17 protein-coding genes are annotated in these 18279 nt (G+C 67.5%); 10 read left to right on the forward strand and 7 right to left on the reverse strand.

Going from position 1 to position 18279, the window contains the following annotated elements:
• Positions 1-29: 29 nt before the first annotated feature.
• The 4 genes from NUG21_RS17480 to pssA form a co-directional block, all read right to left on the reverse strand.
• Positions 30-1184, reverse strand: coding sequence for a pectate lyase family protein (locus NUG21_RS17480; protein WP_263391524.1), 1155 nt, complete (start codon positions 1182-1184; stop codon positions 30-32).
• Positions 1185-1816: 632 nt separating this feature from the next.
• Positions 1817-2305, reverse strand: a complete 489-nt coding sequence (rimI, locus tag NUG21_RS17485; RefSeq protein ID WP_017907927.1) for a ribosomal protein S18-alanine N-acetyltransferase — start codon at positions 2303-2305, stop codon at positions 1817-1819.
• Positions 2302-2793: an alanine acetyltransferase gene (locus NUG21_RS17490; protein WP_242081813.1), complete on the reverse strand. Its 492-nt coding sequence runs from the start codon at positions 2791-2793 to the stop codon at positions 2302-2304. The genes rimI and NUG21_RS17490 overlap by 4 nt, the downstream gene beginning before the upstream one ends.
• Positions 2790-3566 carry a CDP-diacylglycerol--serine O-phosphatidyltransferase gene (pssA, locus tag NUG21_RS17495; RefSeq protein WP_019796930.1) on the reverse strand — a complete coding sequence of 259 codons (777 nt, stop codon included), beginning with the start codon at positions 3564-3566 and terminating at the stop codon, positions 2790-2792. The genes NUG21_RS17490 and pssA overlap by 4 nt, the downstream gene beginning before the upstream one ends.
• A gap of 77 nt (positions 3567-3643) precedes the next feature.
• Here pssA and NUG21_RS17500 point away from each other — a divergent pair, with 77 nt between their 5' ends.
• The 3 genes from NUG21_RS17500 (at position 3644) to NUG21_RS17510 (ending at position 6542) form a co-directional block, all read left to right on the forward strand.
• Positions 3644-4036, forward strand: a complete 393-nt coding sequence (locus tag NUG21_RS17500) for a DUF4124 domain-containing protein (protein ID WP_019796929.1) — start codon at positions 3644-3646, stop codon at positions 4034-4036.
• A gap of 101 nt (positions 4037-4137) precedes the next feature.
• A complete protein-coding gene (locus tag NUG21_RS17505) occupies positions 4138-5832 on the forward strand; it encodes a proline--tRNA ligase (protein WP_263391525.1) in 1695 nt (564 codons plus the stop codon).
• Positions 5833-6080: 248 nt separating this feature from the next.
• Positions 6081-6542, forward strand: coding sequence for an H-NS histone family protein (locus NUG21_RS17510; RefSeq protein ID WP_019796932.1), 462 nt, complete (start codon positions 6081-6083; stop codon positions 6540-6542).
• Positions 6543-6603: 61 nt separating this feature from the next.
• Here NUG21_RS17510 and NUG21_RS17515 read toward each other — a convergent pair whose 3' ends face one another.
• Complete coding sequence (locus NUG21_RS17515; protein WP_242081815.1) at positions 6604-7863, reverse strand: threonine/serine exporter family protein; 1260 nt, start codon at positions 7861-7863, stop codon at positions 6604-6606.
• 100 nt (positions 7864-7963) lie between these two features.
• On the opposite strand from NUG21_RS17515, the gene NUG21_RS17520 reads away from it, so the two are divergent.
• The 5 genes from NUG21_RS17520 (at position 7964) to NUG21_RS17540 (ending at position 12311) form a co-directional block, all read left to right on the forward strand.
• Positions 7964-9076 (forward strand): ABC transporter permease, encoded by a 1113-nt coding sequence (locus tag NUG21_RS17520; RefSeq protein WP_160948131.1) that lies wholly within the window; start codon positions 7964-7966, stop codon positions 9074-9076.
• A gap of 76 nt (positions 9077-9152) precedes the next feature.
• Complete coding sequence (locus NUG21_RS17525) at positions 9153-9974, forward strand: ABC transporter ATP-binding protein (protein ID WP_242081817.1); 822 nt, start codon at positions 9153-9155, stop codon at positions 9972-9974.
• A gap of 4 nt (positions 9975-9978) precedes the next feature.
• A complete protein-coding gene (locus NUG21_RS17530; protein ID WP_019797240.1) occupies positions 9979-10905 on the forward strand; it encodes an MlaD family protein in 927 nt (308 codons plus the stop codon).
• The gene (locus NUG21_RS17535; protein ID WP_263391526.1) at positions 10902-11570 is read left to right on the forward strand and encodes an ABC-type transport auxiliary lipoprotein family protein; all 669 of its coding nucleotides are present in this window, start codon (positions 10902-10904) and stop codon (positions 11568-11570) included. The genes NUG21_RS17530 and NUG21_RS17535 overlap by 4 nt, the downstream gene beginning before the upstream one ends.
• Positions 11571-11747: 177 nt before the next feature.
• Positions 11748-12311, forward strand: coding sequence for a phage holin family protein (locus NUG21_RS17540; protein ID WP_263391527.1), 564 nt, complete (start codon positions 11748-11750; stop codon positions 12309-12311).
• 89 nt (positions 12312-12400) lie between these two features.
• On the opposite strand, the gene NUG21_RS17545 is transcribed toward NUG21_RS17540, so the two are convergent.
• The gene (locus NUG21_RS17545; RefSeq protein ID WP_263391528.1) at positions 12401-12988 is read right to left on the reverse strand and encodes an alpha-ketoglutarate-dependent dioxygenase AlkB family protein; all 588 of its coding nucleotides are present in this window, start codon (positions 12986-12988) and stop codon (positions 12401-12403) included.
• A 113-nt stretch (positions 12989-13101) separates the two neighbouring features.
• Here NUG21_RS17545 and NUG21_RS17550 point away from each other — a divergent pair, with 113 nt between their 5' ends.
• Positions 13102-14745, forward strand: a complete 1644-nt coding sequence (locus NUG21_RS17550; protein WP_263391529.1) for an electron transfer flavoprotein-ubiquinone oxidoreductase — start codon at positions 13102-13104, stop codon at positions 14743-14745.
• A gap of 61 nt (positions 14746-14806) precedes the next feature.
• Positions 14807-17635 (forward strand): rhamnan synthesis F family protein, encoded by a 2829-nt coding sequence (locus NUG21_RS17555; protein ID WP_263391530.1) that lies wholly within the window; start codon positions 14807-14809, stop codon positions 17633-17635.
• A gap of 10 nt (positions 17636-17645) precedes the next feature.
• Here NUG21_RS17555 and NUG21_RS17560 read toward each other — a convergent pair whose 3' ends face one another.
• Positions 17646-18278 (reverse strand): CoA transferase subunit B, encoded by a 633-nt coding sequence (locus NUG21_RS17560; RefSeq protein WP_263391531.1) that lies wholly within the window; start codon positions 18276-18278, stop codon positions 17646-17648.
• Between the last annotated feature and the right edge of the window lies 1 nt (position 18279).

Raw genomic sequence — 18279 nt, forward strand, 5'->3', positions numbered from 1 at the left:
CGGCCTTCAGGCGGCGGCGCTGCGATCCCTCAGAGCTTGCCGGCGCCGGCCTTGGCCTTGACGTCGGCGGCCACCTTGTTCGCCGGCAGCAGCGAGTAGGTGTACGGCGGGGTCCAGCCGATGCTGTTGTTCCAGGAGCAGGTCAGCGCCTTGCCGTTGAGCAGCGAGCCGAAATCGCGGTAGACGCTGCCGCCGTAGTCGGCCGCGATCTTGTCGCAGCTGCTCACGCCGCCGATGTCGAAGACGTTGTTCTCGGAGAAGATCTTCGACTCCTTGCCGACGCCGTGCGCGTAGGAGAACGGATACACCGCGTGGCTGGTGCTGCCCACGTGGTAGTTGTTGTACAGGTGCACCTGGCCGAAGCGCACCCGCGGCGCGCGCGCGGAGATGTTCTCGAACAGGGTGTTGTGGATGGTCACCTTGAGCTTGCCGCTGTCGGTGCTGGAGGCGCTGTCGCTGGAGCCGATCAGGTTGTTCTTCTCGTGCGACTTGAACGCCGAGTAGGACACAGTGACGTAGTTGGCGCCCTTCTTGATGTCCAGCGCGCCGTCGTGGTGCTGCTTGGGCCGGCCGTTGGCGGTGCCGTTCTGGTCGTCGGTGCGGCGGCCGTCGGTGAAGGTCACATGGTCCACCCACACGTTGCTGGCGCCCTCGATGGTCATGCCGTCGTACTCGGAATTCCAGTTGCCGGCGCTGCCGTCGTCCGGATCCCACACCGGCTGCGGATCCCACGGATTCTCGATGGTCAGGTTGCGCACGATCACGTCGTTGGCCTTGACGTAGAAGTAGCCCTCGCGGATCTCGGCATTGCTGCCCACGCCGATCAGCGTGGTCTTGGTCGGGATGTCCAGGCGTGCGCGGCTCTTCATGTCCGCGGTGGTGCTGTACGGCGTGCCTTCGCTGATGTCGATGATGCCGTTGACCTTGATGATGCGGCCGTTGCTGCCGGCGCTGGCCTTCAGCGCGGCCTTCAGCTGCGCCGCGTTGCTGACGCTGTAGACGTCGGCCGCGGCGGCCTTGGAACCGCCCTTGGTGCCGCCGTTCTGCGTGGCCCAGCCGGTGCTGGCGACCTCCAGGCTGGCGTCGGCCTGGGCGGCGCCGGCGATGCCGGCCAGGCACAGGGCTAGGCCGAACGTGCGCAGCGGCGAGCGCGGCGATGGAGCGATGCGGGACTGCGTGGTCATCCTGGAAACCTCGTGAGCATGCGTGGTTTGGACGCAGGTGCGCGCGCTCCGCCACAGCGGCATGCACGGCGACGCCTGCGCGATCGCTGTCTCCTCGGACAACTGCGGGTCATGCCTTCGTGGGAGGCAGGCGCCGAAGAGGCGCGCACTGTAGGGAGCGCGTAGCGCGTGTAAAGAGACGATGGAGAAACGCACGATCCAACCGCACGATATGTGAGCCGCATCGAACGAATCGCCCGCGCGCGACAGTGCGTCGCGACGCCATCGCTGCGGGACAACAACGCTGTCCCACCGACAGCAGGCGACATTCCGCGGCTCGCCTGCAACCACGCAAAAACACCGGAAAAACCGCCAAGGTAATTGGGCGCACGCCGGGCCTTGCCCAGCGACGCGCGGCACGCAGGCGCGATCACCGTAGCGAACGCGCTGCCGGCACCACCGCCGACCGCCTGCAGCGGGATCGCTCAGATCATGTGGTGTCGCGCGCGCGGCGCAGTGCCGTTGCGCCGCCCGGGCACAGGCCAGCACCATCCACCATCCCTTCATCGGCCGCGTGCGCCGACGCTGTCCGCACACAAGCGACAGCAGCGCACGAAGGACCGCACGTCGCCCGCGGCGGACGCGCAGGGATCTCAGGACATGCCGTCGAAGAACAGCTCGATCGCCATCACCAGCGCGTCCTCGCGACCGTTCGCGGCCGGGTAGTAGCGCGGGCGCCGGCCGATCTCGTTGAAGCCTTCGCTGTGGTACAGGGCGATCGCGTTGGGATTGGACGGGCGCACTTCCAGGAACACCCGGCGCGCGCCGAGGTCGACGCCGTACTTGATCAGCGCGCGCAGCAGCAGCCGGCCGTAGCCGCGCGACTGCCGCTCCGGCGCCACGCAGACGTTGAGGATGTGCGCCTCGTCGGCGGCGACGCTGATCACCCCGTAGCCGACGATCGTGCCCTCCTCCACCAGCACCCAGCCCGGATAGCCGGCCTGCAGGCAGTCGCGGAAGATGCCGCGGGTCCAGGGGAACGGATAGGCGCGGCGCTCGATCTCCATCACCGCATCCAGATCGGCCTCGCGCAAGGCACGCAGCGTGGCCGTCGGCGCCGATGCCGAGCCGAGCGCGCTCATCGCGGCACCCGCTTGCGCAGCGCGCGCAGCTGCGGCCACAGCGCGCGCTTGGCCGCGGCATTGCCGCGCAGTTCGTCCAGCGGCCAGGTCGCCATCAGCGCCTGCGTGGCCGGATCGTTGGGATTGAGGCCGGAGGCCCGCAGCAGGGCGATCTGCAGGCGGTCGGGCAGGCGCAGCCCGACCCGGCGCGCCCCTGCCGCGGGCGCCGCTCGCACCGCGTCCGGCTGCACCGTCGGCGCCGGCGGCGCGGAGGCGCGACGTCGCTCCGGCGCCTCGGTGGCCGGCGCATCGGCGTAGCCTCCCCGCGGCGGCGCCGATCCCGCTGCCGACCGCTGCACCGGCGCCGCCGGCTCGATCGCCGGCGACGGGACGGGCTCGGGCTCGACCACGGCCGCGGCGTCCACGTAGACGGTGTGGCCGAGCGCCTGCAGCCAGCCGACCTGCTCGGCCGACCACAACGGCGCATGTCCGGACGCGTGCTCGCTCATGCCGCGTCCGGCACCCTGCGCCAGCGCCGCCACAGCCACAGGCACGGCCCGGACAGCGCGTACAGCACGCCGATCGCCAGCAGCGCCCGCGCCAGGTCGATGACCAGCACCGCCAGCACGATCGGCGCCAGCACCAGCATCAGGAACGGCACCCGGTCGGTACGCGGGCCCTTCTCGCCGCTGCCCTTGAAGCTCCAGAAACGGATGCGGCTGACCATCAGCAGCGCCGCGGTCACGGTCAGGCCCAGGGCCACATAGCGCAGCTGTTCGCCGTCCCAGCCCAGCGAGCCGTCGGCGAAGGACCAGACGAAGGCCATCATCAGGCCCGCCGCGGCCGGGCTGGCCAGGCCCACGAACCAGCGCTTGTCGACCGTGCCGACCTGGGTATTGAAGCGAGCCAGGCGCAGCGCGGCGCAGGCCGCGTACAGGAACGCCGCAGACCAGCCGACCCGGCCCAGCATGCTGCCGTCGAACTTCAGCGCCGACAGCGACCAGTGGTACATCACCAGCGCCGGCGCCATGCCGAAGCTGACCAGGTCGGCCAGCGAGTCGTACTGCACGCCGAATTCGCTGCTGGTGCCGGTCAGCCGCGCCACGCGCCCGTCCAGCCCGTCCATCACCGCGGCCACGAACACCGCCACGCTGGCGTGCACGAACTGGCCGTTGGCGGCGGCGATGATGGCGTAGAAACCGGAGAACAGGCCGGCGGTGGTGAACAGGTTCGGCAGCAGGTAGATGGTGCGCGAACGGGGGGGCGGTCGGGATGGGTCCATCCCGTCAGTCTAATCGACTTGCCAGGCCCGTCGGCGGGTGCTGCAATCGGCGCTCCCGCCGCGCCCTGGAGACCGAGATGCGCGTCCTGCCCCGGCTTTGCTGCCTGCCCCTGCTCGCCGTCAGCGGCATGGTCGGCGCCACCACCCTGTACCAATGGAAGGACGCGCAGGGCGTCACCCACTATGCCGAGACCCCGCCCGCCGGCGGCAAGTACCAGGTCCGCAAGGTCGACACCCGCGGCGACGCCCCGGCCGAGACGCCCGCGGCGGCCCCGGCCGAGAACGGCCAGTGCCTGACCGCGCGCAAGAACCTGGACATCCTCAACAAGCCCGGCAAGATCACCACCGACAGCGATGGCGACGGCAAGCCGGACGGGGAACTGGACGAATCCCAGCGCGCCTCGCAGAAGGCCCTGGCCGAGGCCGCGATCAAGGCCTACTGCACCCCGGCGGCCGCACCCGCCAAGTAACCCGAACGCACCCCCGAACACGCCGGGCCGGCCGCGGGCGATGCCCGCAGCGCCGGCAATGACTGGCAAAATGGGCGACCCGCCGTCTGCGAAGCCCCTCGATGCGCCTTTCCCAGTTCCACCTGCACACCACCAAGGAAACCCCGGCCGACGCCGAACTGGTCAGCCACCAGCTGATGCTGCGCGCGGGCATGATCCGCAAGCTCGCCTCCGGCCTGTACACCTGGTCGCCGCTGGGCCTGCGCGTGCTGCGCAAGGTGGAAACGGTGGTGCGCGAGGAAATGAACCGCGCCGGCGCGGTGGAAGTGCTGTTCCCGACCATCCAGCCGCGCGAACTGTGGGACGCCACCGGGCGCTGGAGCAAGTTCGGCGGGCTGATGCTGCGCATGCAGGACCGCAAGGAACAGGACTACTGCTACAGCCCGACCGCCGAAGAGGCCGCCGCCGATTTCGCGCGGCAGGAGCTGAGCAGCTACAAGCAGCTACCGGTCAACTTCTACCAGATCCAGACCAAGTTCCGCGACGAGATCCGCCCGCGCTTCGGGGTGATGCGTGCGCGCGAGTTCCTGATGAAGGACGCCTACTCGTTCCACCTCAGCGACGAGGACCTGGCGCGCGAGTACGAGAACATGAAGGCGGCCTACACCCGCATCTTCACCCGCCTGGGGCTGCAGTTCCGCGCGGTGCAGGCCGATTCCGGCGACATCGGCGGCGACGCCTCGCAGGAATTCCACGTGCTGGCCGCCTCCGGCGAGGATTCGCTGGCGTTCTCCACCGGCTCGGACTACGCGGCCAACGTCGAGGCCGCGATCGCCGCGGCGCCGGCGCCGCGCGCGGCGCCGGGCGAGGCACTGCGCAAGGTCGCCACGCCCACCCAGAAGACCTGCGAGGCGGTGGCCGAGTTGCTCGGCATCCCGCTGCAGCGCACGGTCAAGTCGGTGGCGGTGATGGCCGGCGAGACCTTCGTGCTGGCGCTGGTGCGCGGCGATCACACGGTCAACGAGATCAAGCTGGGCAAGGTCGCCGGCCTGGCCGGTTACCGCATGGCCAACGAGGCCGAGATCCGCACGCACCTGGGCAGCGAACCGGGCTTCCTCGGCCCGCTGGGCCCGCGCCAGCCGATCCGCGTGGTCGCCGACCGCGACGTGGCGGCGCTGGCCGACTTCGTGGTCGGCGCCAACGAACCCGGCTTCCACCTGGCCGGGGTCAACTGGGGCCGCGACCTGCCGGAACCGGACGCCGTCGCCGACCTGCGCAACGTGGTCGAGGGCGAACGCGCCCACGACGGCGGCGAGATCCGCCTGGCCCGCGGCATCGAGGTCGGCCATGTGTTCCAGCTCGGCCGCCAGTATGCGCAGGCACTGGATGCGACCGTGGTGGACGAGAACGGCAAGACCGTGACGCTGGCGATGGGCTGCTACGGCATCGGCATTTCCCGCATCGTCGCCGCGGCGATCGAACAGAACCACGACGACGCCGGCATTCGCTGGCCGCAGCCGATGGCGCCGTGGACGGTGGCGGTGTGCGTGATCAATCCCAAGCGCGACCCGGCGGTGGACGCCGCCGGCGAGGCGTTGCTGGCGGAACTGCAGCAGGCCGGGCTGGATGCGGTGCTGGACGACCGCGGCCTGCGCCCCGGGGCGATGTTCGCCGATATCGAACTGATCGGCGTTCCGCACCGGGTGGTGGTCTCGGAACGGGGCTTGGCCGCCGGCACCTTCGAATATCGCGCGCGCAGCGGCGGCGATGCCGAACACCTGGATCGCGCCACCTTGCTGGCCCGATTGGAGGCATGACGAAAGGGCCGGGAGATATCCCGGCCCTTTTTCTTTACGCCGCCATCACGCCGCATGGGCGACACCGACAGGGTATCGCCGCAATTGAATACGTCCGGCATGAATCCATAAGGACATATTCCAGGGGATTGCGTTCGCAGATACCCGGACGCGAATAAGCCGGATATTTGTCAAGCCGATTCGGCATCATTATGATTCTGCGCTGCCAGGGAATGGCGAAAGGCCACCACCCATTTTCCGGAGTAAAGATGACCATCGATCTCAGCGGCCTGTCGGCCAAGCAATTGGGCGCCCTCATCAAGACCGCCAAGAAGCAGCAGTCCATCGTCGCCAAGCGCACTCCCATCGCCAAGGTCCGCACCCAGTTGACCCGTCTGGCCAAGAGCCACGGCTACAGCATCGAGGAAGTCTTCGGCGGCGCTCCCGCCGCACGCGGCCGCAAGGCCGGCAAGCCGGGCCCGAAGCCGGGCCGCAAACTGGGCAAGGTGCCGCCGAAATACCGCAATCCCGCCAATGCCGCCGAAACCTGGACCGGCCGTGGCAAGCAGCCGCGCTGGCTGGCCGATCTGGTCGCCAAGGGCAAGAAGGTCGAGGATTTCCTGATCGCCGGCGGCGCTGCCAAGTCCGCCGCACCGGCCAAGAAAACCGCCAGGAAGGCGGTCAAGCGCGTCGCCAAGAAGGCCAGCAAGAGCGCCGCGCCGAAGGCCTGATCCGGTAACGGGAATACCAACGAAAAACGCCGGCGCCTGCCGGCGTTTTTTATTACCGGATTCAAAGATTCTTGCGCGCCGGCACCAGCAGGTTGCCGAACAACAGGCCGGCGACCAGCGCCATCACGATATTGGTCACCGTCAGCAGCGCCGATTGTCCGCCGAGCACGTCCTGCTGCTGGACCAGGGTCAACAACCCGCGCAGGCTGGCGCTGCCGGGCACCAGCATGATGATGCCCGGCAGCCGCACCAGCGCCCCTGGCCGCTGCACGATGCGCCCGAACAGATTGCCCGCCGCGGTCAGCACCATCGCCGACAGGAAGATGCCGACCGGGCTGCCCCAGGCGTCGCCGGCGAAGCGCGCGATCGTATAGCCGGCCACCGAAGCGGCCATCACGAACGGATAATCGCGACCGCTGGCCTTGAACAGCAGCGCGAACGCGTAGGCGGCCACCAGCAGCGAGGCCCATTCCACCCAGCCGTGTTGCGGCCGCGACGCGCGCACCATCGGCTCCAGGCCGAGCAGTTGCGCCAGGGTCACCGCGATCACCGCGCCGACGGTCAGCTTGACGATGGTGGTGACCGCACCGGCGAAGCGTGCCGTGCCCGAGACCCAGTGCTGGCTGGTCAGTTCGTTGACTGCATTGGTCAGCGCCATACCCGGCAGCAGCACCACCAGCGAGGCGATGATCACCGTATTGAGATTCAGCGGCGCCACGAAACTGGCCACCAGGGTCGCGACGAAACCGGCCAGCAGCGCCGCCAGCGCGTCGTTGGCTTCCTTGGTCGCCGGGCGCTTGTCGGTGAGCTGGGTGAGCACGCCGATCAGCAGGCCGATCGCGGTGGCGGTGGCGATGTCCAGCCACGGCAGGCGCCACAGCCCGGCCACGCCGGCCGCGGCCAGACCGAAGCCGAGCACCTGCATCGCGATCCAGCGCGGCCCCGGCGGCTGGTCCAACTGGCGCAGCGCCGTGTGGCCCTGGGCCACGCTCATGCGCCCGCTGGCCACGTCGTCGGCGATGCGGTCAGCGACGCTGAGCTTGTGCAGGTCGTTGTCGCCCGGCGCCAGCCGCACCACGCGGGTGATGTCGCTGGAGCCGATCGCCTTGGTCGGGTCGCTGAAGCTGAGGATCAGCCCGGTCGGGTTGGACCAGGGCTCGCAGTCCAGGTCCAGTTGCTGCGCCAGCGCCACCACCGCCGCCTCCAGCCGCTGCGCGGTGGTGCCGTAGGTGTGCAGTCGCCCGGCGATGTCGGAGACGAAGGCGATGCGCTGCGCGTAGGTCGCGTTGGCGGAGGGGCTGACGGTGGGAGCGGCGGGCATGTCGGCTAGTATGGCGCGAACGCCGCGCCCGGCCACCCCGTCGCGATCACCACATCTGCAACACGGGCGAAACAGGTATGCTCGCGCACCGGACGCCCCCATGATCGAACCGCAACCGCCCAAACTCAGCCAGGACGACCGAGACCCCTCGCGGGTGCGGCTGACCGGCAGTTGGACCCTGGCCACCGCCCTGGCCTCCTCGGAAGCGCTGCGCGGCATGCCGGCCGGCACCACCGGCATCGACGCCAGCGGCATCGCCCAGCTGGATTCGGCCGGAGTGCTGCAGTTGATGCGCTACGCCACCCGCAACGGCATCGCCCACGAGGCGCTGGATTTCCGCCAGGATCACCGCGCGCTGGTCTCCACCATCGAGGACGTGGCCGACGACCGCCCCAAGCGCAAGCGCGACTACGGCTTCGCCGCGGCGCTGGAGCGCCTGGGCTACGCGGTACACCGCAACGGCAAGGAAATCGTCGCCCTGGTCGGCTTCCTTGGCGAGACCCTGGTCAAGTTGCTGCGGCTGCTGCACGCGCCGCGCCGGTTCCGCCTGACCGCCACCGTGCACCACATGGAGCAGGTCGGCCTGGACGCGGTACCACTGGTGGCGCTGCTGTCCTACCTGGTCGGCGCGGTGATCGCCTTCCTCGGCTCCACCATCCTGCGCGACTTCGGCGCCGAGATCTATGTGGTGGAGCTGGTCAGCATCGCCTTCCTGCGCGAGTTCGCGGTGCTGCTGACCGCGATCGTGCTGGCCGGGCGCACCGCCAGCGCCTTCACCGCGCAGATCGGCGCGATGAAGGCGCGCGAAGAGGTCGACGCGATCCAGACCCTGGGCCTGGATCCGATGGACCTGCTGGTGATCCCGCGGCTGGTGGCGCTGCTGCTGATGCTGCCGCTGCTGACCTTCGTGGCGATGATCGCCGGCCTGGCCGGTGGCGTCACCGTCGGCGCCTTCGACCTGGGCATCCCGCCGCAGATGTACCTGGCGCGCATGCACGACACCATCCAGATCCGGCACATGCTGGTGGGCCTGTCCAAGGCGCCGATCTTCGCCATCGTGATCGGCCTGATCGGCTGCCTGGAAGGGCTGCGCGTGGAAGGCACCGCCCAGTCCGTCGGCGAGCGCACCACCTCCAGCGTGGTGCAGACGATCTCGCTGGTGATCATCATCGACGCGATCGCCGCGCTGTGGTTCATGAACATGGGGTGGTGATGGAGCCGGGATTCGGAATTCGGGATTGGGGATTGGTTGAAGCCGGGCGCTGCGCGCCCGAGCGGGAGCTGTTGCCTTGACCAATCCCGAATCGCCACTCCCGAATCCCGAGCAAGAATTCGCCATCTCGGTGCGCGGCCTAGTCAATCGCTTCGGCAGCCAGACCGTGCACGAGGACCTGGACCTGGACGTGCGCCGCGGCGAGATCCTCGGCGTGGTCGGCGGCTCGGGTACCGGCAAGTCGGTGCTGATGCGCACCATCCTCGGCCTGCGCGACCCCGATGCCGGCAAGATCCAGGTGCTCGGCGTGGATACCGATTCCGGGCGCCGCGCCGATCGCCTGCACGTGGAGCGCAACACCGGCGTGCTGTTCCAGGACGGCGCGCTGTTCTCTTCGCTGACCGTCGGCGAGAACGTGCAGGTGCCGCTGAAGGAGCATTTCGGTGAACTGCCCGACAGCTGGCATTACGAACTGGCGCTGCTCAAGGTGAAGCTGGCCGGCCTGCCCGCCGATGCATTGAACAAGCTGCCCTCGCAGCTGTCCGGCGGCATGCGCAAGCGCGCCGGGCTGGCGCGCGCGCTGGCGCTGGACCCGCCACTGCTGTTCCTGGACGAACCCACCGCCGGCCTGGACCCGATCGGCGCGGCCGCCTTCGACCGGCTGATCCGCACCCTGCAGGAAGCGCTGGGCCTGACCGTGTTCCTCATCACCCACGATCTGGACACCTTGTACGCTATCTGCGACCGCGTGGCGGTGCTGGCCGACCGCAAGGTCATCGCCAACGCGCCGCTGGCCGAGATCGAGCAAGTGGACCATCCGTGGATCCAAGAGTATTTCCACGGCCCGCGCGCCCGCGCCGCACGCGATGCCAAGACCGCCTGGACCGAGACCCCCTGAGCCCATGGAAACCAAAGCCAATTACGTGCTGATCGGCGCCTTCACCATCGTGGTGGGAATCGCGCTGCTGCTGTTCGGACTCTGGGCCGCCAAGTATTCCTCCGACCGCACCTGGCAGGAGTACCGCGTGGTGTTCCGCGAGGCGGTGACCGGCCTGTCGGTCGGCAGCCCGGTGCAGTACAACGGCATCGCGGTGGGGTCGATCACCGAGCTGACCCTGGCGCCGAACGACCCGCGCCAGGTGGTGGCGCGGATCCGGGTCAACTCGACCACGCCGATCAAGAGCGACACCCGTGCCAAGCTGGGCATCACCAGCCTGACCGGCCCGTCGATCATCCAGCTCTCCGGCGGCACGCCGGAAGCGCCGACGCTGACCTCGATCGACAACAGCGACGCGCCGATCATCCAGACCACGCCCTCGGCGCTGCAGAACATCACCGATACCGCCAACCGCATCGTCGAGCGCCTGGACGAGGTCCTCAGCGACCGCAACGTCGCCAGCATCACCGCCACCCTGCACAACCTGGAGACGATCAGCGGCGGCCTGGCCGACCGCGACCAGGGCATGCAGTCGCTGATCGTCAGCGCGCGCGACGCCGCGCGCAACCTGGACACCACGCTCAAGACCACCAACGGCACCATCCAGCGCCTGGACCAGAACCTGGTGCAGCAGCTGCCGCCGATCCTGGACAAGCTGGAGGACACGCTGAGCAAGCTGGATTCGGCCGCAGGCAATGCCGACAAGATCCTTGGCGAGAACCGCTCGGCGATCAACAGCTTCGCCAACGACGGCCTCGGCCAGCTCGGCCCGACCCTGACCGAATTGCGCGGCCTGATCCGCGACCTGCGCCGGGTCAGCGACCGCCTGGACAACAACCCCGCGCGCTACCTGCTCGGCCGCGACGCCCCGAAGGAGTTCAAACCCAAATGAAGCCGATGCGCGCCTTCCTCCTGCTCGCCGTGCCGGCCCTACTGCTGGCCGGCTGTTCGCTGACCGGCGGCAACAAGGAGCCGGTGACGATCTACGCGCCGGACGTGCGGGTGACCGCGGACCCGGCCTGGCCGCAGGTGCGCTGGCAACTGGCACTGACCAAGCCCAGTGCCGCGCGCGTCGTCGACAGTTCGCGCATCGCGGTGCGGCCGACGCCGGACGAATTGCAGGTGTACGGCGGTGTCAGCTGGGCGCAGCCGGCCACCGACATGCTCGAGGACATGCTGCTGCGCGCGTTCGAGGATTCCGGGCGCATTCCCGGCGTGGCCCGGCTCGGCACCGGCATCCGCGCCGACTACAAGCTGCTGCTGGACCTGCGCCGCTTCGAAGCGGACTACGCCGGGCGCGCGGTGCCCTCGGCCACCATCGAACTCAATGCCAAGCTGCTGTACAGCGCCGACCAGCGCGTGGTCGCCTCGCGCACCTTCCTGGTGACCCAGCCCGCCGCCGGTACCGCCGAAGCGCAGGTGGTCGACGCCTTCGGCCAGGCCATGTCGCAACTCGGCCACGACGTGGTCGGCTGGACCCTGCAGCAGGGCCAGGCCGACGCGGCGACCGCGCTGGCTCCAGCCCCCATAACTGTTCGTTCGCCAGTACAAAACTAATGGTGCGCAAGATGCGCGCTCTTCTGCTAATTGCATCAACAGAACATGCGACGATTTCACATTAGAAATTGGACGCAACAGCCAAACAGAACGCGAACCAGTCGGCTCATTGAATTGAGTAGGGGTGATAGAATCCAGTCGCGGACATGAGTTCGCATGGATATAAAAGGATATTTAATGAAGATCAAGGTATTAATGAGCTGCCTTATTTTGAGCACGGCGGGGTCATTCGCGTCGGCTACCGCAGCACAGAGCCTGGTGCAGATGCCGGACATCCCGGCAACGGCGCAACTCGGAACAGGCGCAAGCACGATGGCCGTGCCGGACGGAGTCCAACTCGTTGAACTTTATCGCTATTACAATTCGAAGGACCGAAATCATTGGTCAGGCAGGAGCATGCCCCAAAATTGGGATCAAATTGGCTGGCGCTATGAAGGCAGCTTAGGATTTATTTCCTACACGCCATTTTCTGGTGGCCACGCGCTTTATAACTGCTTCATTGCTGGCGGCCATGATTTTTTCACCTCACCCGATCCGAATTGCGAGGGGAAGAATCTGGCAACGTTTATGCCCATTCTGGGATATGTTGCTGACACACAGATCCCAGGCACGGTTCCCCTCTATCGCTGCATGCGGGGTTATACCCCCACGCGCGCAGATCATTTCGACACATTGAGCTCGGTTTGTGAGAACGTGCCGAACAAAGCAATGGATGGCGTGATCGGATACGTCTTCCTCTAACAGGCTTAAAGGTCTTGACCGCCCCATGGGGCGGTCAAGATTGGTGTTCTTTAAGCCATGCATTTGAAAAGTACCCTCCTATCTAAACACTAACCCTCCATCGTAGCTATACGCCGAAACGTCAGGTTGATCCGCTCGCCGACCGGCCTGGCGGTGCGCGGCAGGGCGTGCCGGTACAGGCGCTGGGTCTCGCCCGCCATCAGCAGCAGCCCGCCGGAAGTCAGTTCCAGCATCTGGCGCAGCGCCGCCTGCTGGCGATGGCGCAGCACGAAGCGGCGGGTGGCGCCCAGGCTCAGCGAGGCGATCACCGGGGCCGGGCCGAGTTCGCGCTCGTCGTCGCTGTGCCAGCCCATGGCATCACGGCCGTCGCGGTAGCGGTTGGCGAGCACGCTGTTGAAGGCCACCCCGGTCTCGGCCTCCATCCGTGCGCGCAGCGGCCGCAGCGCCGCCGGCCACGGATGCGGCGCGAAGCGGGTGCCGGAATAGCGATAGCTGGCGTCGGCATCGCCGATCCAGCAGCTCAGCCGCGGCGAATCGATCAGCTTGCCGAACAGGCGGATCCGGTGCACCTCCCACGGCACCTCGCGCAGCAACTGCGCGCACAGCGCCGCCGCCGTCGCCGGGTCCAGCCATTCGGGGTACCAGCGCACATCGGCGCCGGGCAGGTCCAGTTCCATCGCGCCACGCTAGCATGCCGGCCGCCACCATACGCCAGCGTGCGGAATTTGCCCCTTCACGCGCAAACCCTGAAAATGCAGGCAGCCAGAACGAGCCAACGGGAGCGGAGCAGATGACGGGAACCGAGGGCGGCGCCAATGCGCCGGAGCCAGTGGAGCGCGACGTCATGGAGTACGACGTCGTCACCGTCGGCGCGGGCCCGGCCGGGTTGGCGTTCGCGATCCGGCTCAAGCAGCTCAACCCCGACATCTCGGTCTGCGTGATCGAGAAGGCCAGCACCATCGGCGCGCACATCCTATCCGGCGCGGTGATCGAACCGGCGCCGCTGGATGCGCTGCTGCCGGGCTGGCGCGACAATCCGCCGCCGATCTGCGTTCCCGCGGCCGAGGACGAGTTCTGGTACCTGAGCAAGGACGGCGGGCACAAGTTCCCCATGGTGCCGCCGGGCATGCGCAACCACGGCAACTTCATCGTCAGCCTCGGCGCCATGTGTGCCTGGCTGGCGCCGCAGGCCGAAGCGCTGGGCGTGGAGATCTACCCCGGCTTCGCCGCCGCCGAGACCCTGCACGCCGAGGACGGCACGGTGCTGGGCGTGCGCATCGGCGACATGGGCGTGGCCAAGGACGGATCTCACAAGCCCGGCTACACCGCCGGCATCGACATCCGCGCCAAGGTCACGGTGCTGGCCGAGGGCGCGCGCGGGCATCTGACCAAGCGCCTGATCGCGCGCTTCGCGCTCGACGCCGGCCACGATCCGCAGGCGTTCTCGATCGGCATCAAGGAGTTGTGGCAGTTGCCCGAGAGCCGCGTCAGCCCCGGCAAGATCGTGCACACCCTGGGCTGGCCGGCCGACAGCAAGACCTATGGCGGCAGCTTCCTGTACCACCTGGAGAACAACCAAGTGGCGCTGGGCTACGTCAGCGGCCTGGACTATCGCGATCCCGAGTACCGGCCGTGGGAAGCCTTCCAGCAGTGGAAGAACCACCCGATGATGAAGTCGCTGCTGGAAGGCGGCAGCATCCTCTCGGCCGGCGCCCGCGCCATCGCCAGCGGCGGCTGGCAGTCGCTGCCCAAGGTGGAGATGCCCGGCGCGCTGCTGATCGGCGACACCGCCGGCCTGCTCAACGTGCCCAAGATCAAGGGCACGCATCAGGCGATCCGCAGCGGCATGCTCGCCGCCGAACACCTCGCCGCCGGCGCCGCGCTCGACCCGGCCGGCTTCGACGCGCGCCTGCGCGGTTCGGAGGTGATGGCCGAGTTGCGCCAGGTGCGCAACATCAAGCCCGGCTTCAAGAAGGGCCTGTGGTTCGGCCTGCTCAACGGCGCGTGGGAGACCCTGGTCAAGGGCGCCTCGCCGTGGACGCTGAAGGTCGGCGCCGACTGGAAGAGCCTGGATCGGCTGGGCGAGCATGAGCAGCCCAAGCGCGACTACGTGCAGCGCGAGCTGGCCCCGCGCGACCGCCTGCAGGGCGTGTACTTCGCCGCCACCGAGCACGACGAGGATCAGCCGGTGCACCTGCACGTGCTCGATCCGCAGATCTGCGTGACCCGCTGCACCGAGGAATACGGCAACCCCTGCACGCGCTTCTGTCCGGCGGCGGTGTACGAGATCGTCGACGACGCGGCCGGCAAGCGCCTGCAGATCAATGCCGCCAACTGCGTGCACTGCAAGACCTGCGACATCAAGGACCCCTACGCGATCATCGACTGGGTGACACCGGAAGGCGGCTCCGGGCCGAATTACCAGAACCTGTGAGCGCCCAGCGCACTCCCGACAGGCGGTCTGTGTCGAACCCGAACCGCGCGGTGGCTTTGCAATGAGCCACCGCTGGCGCAGGGTGATCACGGCCACCCGCGCAACAGTCGAACGCCACGGTGGCGGCTGGGGCGGCCTAGTGGCCGTGGCCAGACGAAGCTGGCAGGTGCTGCACGCGCTCGGTCCTCATGGTTTTTTGCAGCGGCTGCGACAGGCCGGGCACACGCCGATGTCAGCGCCGCCGCCATCGGACGTGGTGTTCCCCGAACCTACCCCCATCGAGCGAGTGCGGCTACGCGTTGGCGTGATGGCCCACGTCTTCTACCCGGATCTGCTGGATGAATTGATCCAGGCAATGACAGCAATGCCAGTCCCGTATGTGCTGATGGTATCGGTCGTCGACGACGCGGCACACGCCACTGCCAAGGCGACCCTGTCGTCGCTGCCTAACCTGCAGGCACTGCACGTGCGCAAGGTTCCCAATCGAGGCCGCGACATTGCACCGCTGGTCGTCACATTCAGGGAAGAAGTCGTGTCCCTGGATATCTTGGCGCATTGGCATACAAAAAAGTCGCTGTACACCGGCGGCGAACGTCAGGACTGGCGCAACTACCTGACTACCTCCTTGTTCGGTTCCGCACCGCGCGTCAGCTGGATTCTAGGCATGTTCGACGCCGAGCCGGCGTTGGGCATGGTCTATCCGGAGAGCTTCAGCGGCGTGCCACTCTGGGCGCATACCTGGCTCAGTAATCTGCAGGCCTGCCGCGAACTAGGGCAGCGGTTGGGCGTGGACATCAATGCCGACGCATATATCGACTTCCCGGCCGGCTCGATGTTCTGGGCGCGCGTCCAGGCATTGCGCCCCATCTACGCACTAGGGCTTGGCTTGCAGGATTTCCCTGAAGAGCGCGGCCAGATCGACGGCACGCTGCAGCACGCGCTTGAGAGAATGTTCGTGCAGGTGCTACGCCAGCAAGGCTTCCTGGCAGGCATCCTGCCGCCGGATGGAAGGCTGGCCCTGAGCACGGAAGGAAGCCGCAACTGGGCGCACGCCTTTCAGATGCCACTGGCGACACGTCTGACACTTTCAGCGATCGATGCAAGCATCGTCTCACTGGATGTGTTCGACACATTGGTGACGCGCCCGTTTCTGAACCCTACCGGCGCACGCGGCTATCTTGCTCATCTGGCCGCAAGAAAGCTTGGCATCGCTGACTTCGCCGCGCTGCGCGAACGTGCAGAGGCCCGCGCGCGCACCGCAGTAGGGCGCGACGTCGACCTAGAGACGATCTACGCCGCCATGGCCGAATTGCCGGAGGCGAAAGATCTTCCCCTACAAGACATGCAACAGCTCGAACTGGCGACTGAGGCGCGCCTGTTGCAACCACGTCCAGTGCTGCTTGCCGCTGCCCAGGAGCTCGCGACCACCGGCCGCCGTCTGGTCGCCGTGTCCGATATGTACCTGAGCAGTGCCGACCTGCAGCGTGTCTTGCCTGACGCCGTGCGTGCGCTGCCACAAGCTTGGTACGTGTCTTGCGAAACCGGCTGGCGCAAGGATGACGGCCAGGCATGGGTGCGGTTGCCGGCTCGCGAAGATGTGGCCGAACGGCACTGGCTGCATGTCGGGGATAACGAACAAGCGGACATTCAGCGTCCGCAGATGCATGGCTATCTCACGCCTGTGCATGTCCTGCGACCATCGGCACTGCTCGACGTCGTCCCGGCGCTGCGTCCGCTGCGGCCTGCCGCAGGCAGAGACAGCGCCTGGCAGGACCAATTGTGGCTTGGCTTGCTAAGCCGCCATTTGGCGCAACTCGCCGACACCCAACCTTCGCAATTCGGCGAGCGGCTACGCCTGGATGCCCCAGAATCGCTCGGCTACCTAGTGCTCGGCCCGCTGATCGCGGACTACGTATCATGGCTTGCGCGTTTGGCGGTAGAGCGTGGCATCGGCCAGATCTTGCACTTGAGCCGAGAGGGATATTTGTTGCAGAAGGCGTTTGCCCTGTTGCAGGCGGCCTGCCCACAATTAAACGCACTGCGCAGTAGCTACCTCCTGGCGTCGCGCCGCGGCACCGGCGTGCCGACACTGCGCGAGGCGGCCGATCTCGATGCATTGCTGGGTAATACCTACGCTGGGAGCTTGTACGGCCTGTTGCAGGCACGCCTCGGCGAACCGGCGACCGCCGCAATCGCCGCGCAATTGGGCGCCACAGAGGTACGCAGCGCGGTGATGCTGCCGGAGATGCGCGCAATGATCGCGCAGAAACTGGCACCGGCGATGCCGGCGCTGCTCGATGTGGCCGCTGCGGAACGAGAAAGCTATCTGCATTACTGGCACACGATAGTGGGCGATGGACCAGTCATGGTCGCCGATCTCGGATACGCGGGCACCATTCAGGCGCAATTGGGCAAGTTGACCGGCAGCCCGCTGGGCGGCGGCTATTTCGCAGTGAACGACGGCATCACCCAGATCGAGCCGACCGGCTGGGCAGAGGCGCGCTACTTCGATGCACGCAGGACCGGCTCGGAAACCTCGCCGATCCTGCGGCACGACCTGCTGCTCGAAACTTTCCTGACTGCGCCGACTGGGCAGTTCTCGCATTTCGAATTGCGCAGGGACAAAGTGGAACCCATTTACGTCAACGACGAAGCGGATCCTGCACGCCTTGCCACGATCGCCAAAGTGCAGCAGGGCGCACTGAATTTTGTCGCCGACCTTTGTGCGGTTGGCGAAGATGAGACCTGGCAGCTAGAGTTCGACCGCCAATTGATCCAGGCCCCCTTGCGCTGCCTGGGCGAGGGGCGCTGGCAGGCAGGCGAATGGGCGCGAGGCTTGGCGGTCCATGACGCATTCACCGGCCGAGGCAGAGTATCTGTGACCATCTGAGCGCGCGACGTCAGCCACGCCGGAACGGCACGCCGGTCTTGGCGACCAGCTCGGCCTCGTCCACGCCCTCGGCGGTTTCCACCAGCACCAGGCCGCTGTCGGTGACGTCGAATACGGCCAGGTCGGTGATGATGCGGTCGACCACGCCGACGCCGGTCAGCGGGAGGTCGCAGGCGGGCAGGATCTTGTGGCTGCCGTCCTTGGCCACGTGTTCCATCAGCACGACCACGCGCTTGACCCCGGCCACCAGGTCCATCGCTCCGCCCATGCCCTTGACCATCTTGCCGGGCACCATCCAGTTGGCCAGGTCGCCCTGCGCGCTGACCTGCATCGCGCCGAGGATGGCCAGGTCGATGTGGCCGCCACGGATCATCGCGAAGGAGTCGTGGCTGCCGAAGTAGCTGGCGCCGGCGCGGGCGGTGACGGTCTGCTTGCCGGCGTTGATCAGGTCGGCGTCGACCTCGTCCTCGCTCGGGAACGGGCCGATGCCGAGCAGGCCGTTCTCGGACTGCAGCCACACGTCCACGCCTTCGGGAATGTGGTTGGCGACCAGGGTCGGCAGGCCGATGCCCAGGTTCACGTAGGCGCCGTCGGTGAGTTCGCGGGCGGCGCGCTGCGCCATGTCGTCGCGGGTCCAGGCCATG

The sequence above is a fragment of the Xanthomonas sp. CFBP 8445 genome, from assembly GCF_025666235.1.
GTDB classification, from domain to species: Bacteria; Pseudomonadota; Gammaproteobacteria; order Xanthomonadales; family Xanthomonadaceae; genus Xanthomonas_A; species Xanthomonas_A indica.

Coding starts and splice junctions, on each gene's coding strand:
- NUG21_RS17480 (WP_263391524.1), bottom strand. CDS start 1,184: ATGACCACGCAGTCCCGCATCGCTCCATCGCCGCGCTCGCCGCTGCGC.
- NUG21_RS17520 (WP_160948131.1), top strand. CDS start 7,964: ATGATCGAACCGCAACCGCCCAAACTCAGCCAGGACGACCGAGACCCC.
- pssA (WP_019796930.1), bottom strand. CDS start 3,566: ATGGACCCATCCCGACCGCCCCCCCGTTCGCGCACCATCTACCTGCTG.
- NUG21_RS17515 (WP_242081815.1), bottom strand. CDS start 7,863: ATGCCCGCCGCTCCCACCGTCAGCCCCTCCGCCAACGCGACCTACGCG.
- NUG21_RS17490 (WP_242081813.1), bottom strand. CDS start 2,793: ATGAGCGAGCACGCGTCCGGACATGCGCCGTTGTGGTCGGCCGAGCAG.
- NUG21_RS17535 (WP_263391526.1), top strand. CDS start 10,902: ATGAAGCCGATGCGCGCCTTCCTCCTGCTCGCCGTGCCGGCCCTACTG.
- NUG21_RS17510 (WP_019796932.1), top strand. CDS start 6,081: ATGACCATCGATCTCAGCGGCCTGTCGGCCAAGCAATTGGGCGCCCTC.
- NUG21_RS17540 (WP_263391527.1), top strand. CDS start 11,748: ATGAAGATCAAGGTATTAATGAGCTGCCTTATTTTGAGCACGGCGGGG.
- NUG21_RS17545 (WP_263391528.1), bottom strand. CDS start 12,988: ATGGAACTGGACCTGCCCGGCGCCGATGTGCGCTGGTACCCCGAATGG.
- NUG21_RS17560 (WP_263391531.1), bottom strand. CDS start 18,278: ATGGCCTGGACCCGCGACGACATGGCGCAGCGCGCCGCCCGCGAACTC.
- rimI (WP_017907927.1), bottom strand. CDS start 2,305: ATGAGCGCGCTCGGCTCGGCATCGGCGCCGACGGCCACGCTGCGTGCC.
- NUG21_RS17505 (WP_263391525.1), top strand. CDS start 4,138: ATGCGCCTTTCCCAGTTCCACCTGCACACCACCAAGGAAACCCCGGCC.
- NUG21_RS17530 (WP_019797240.1), top strand. CDS start 9,979: ATGGAAACCAAAGCCAATTACGTGCTGATCGGCGCCTTCACCATCGTG.
- NUG21_RS17550 (WP_263391529.1), top strand. CDS start 13,102: ATGACGGGAACCGAGGGCGGCGCCAATGCGCCGGAGCCAGTGGAGCGC.
- NUG21_RS17500 (WP_019796929.1), top strand. CDS start 3,644: ATGCGCGTCCTGCCCCGGCTTTGCTGCCTGCCCCTGCTCGCCGTCAGC.
- NUG21_RS17555 (WP_263391530.1), top strand. CDS start 14,807: ATGAGCCACCGCTGGCGCAGGGTGATCACGGCCACCCGCGCAACAGTC.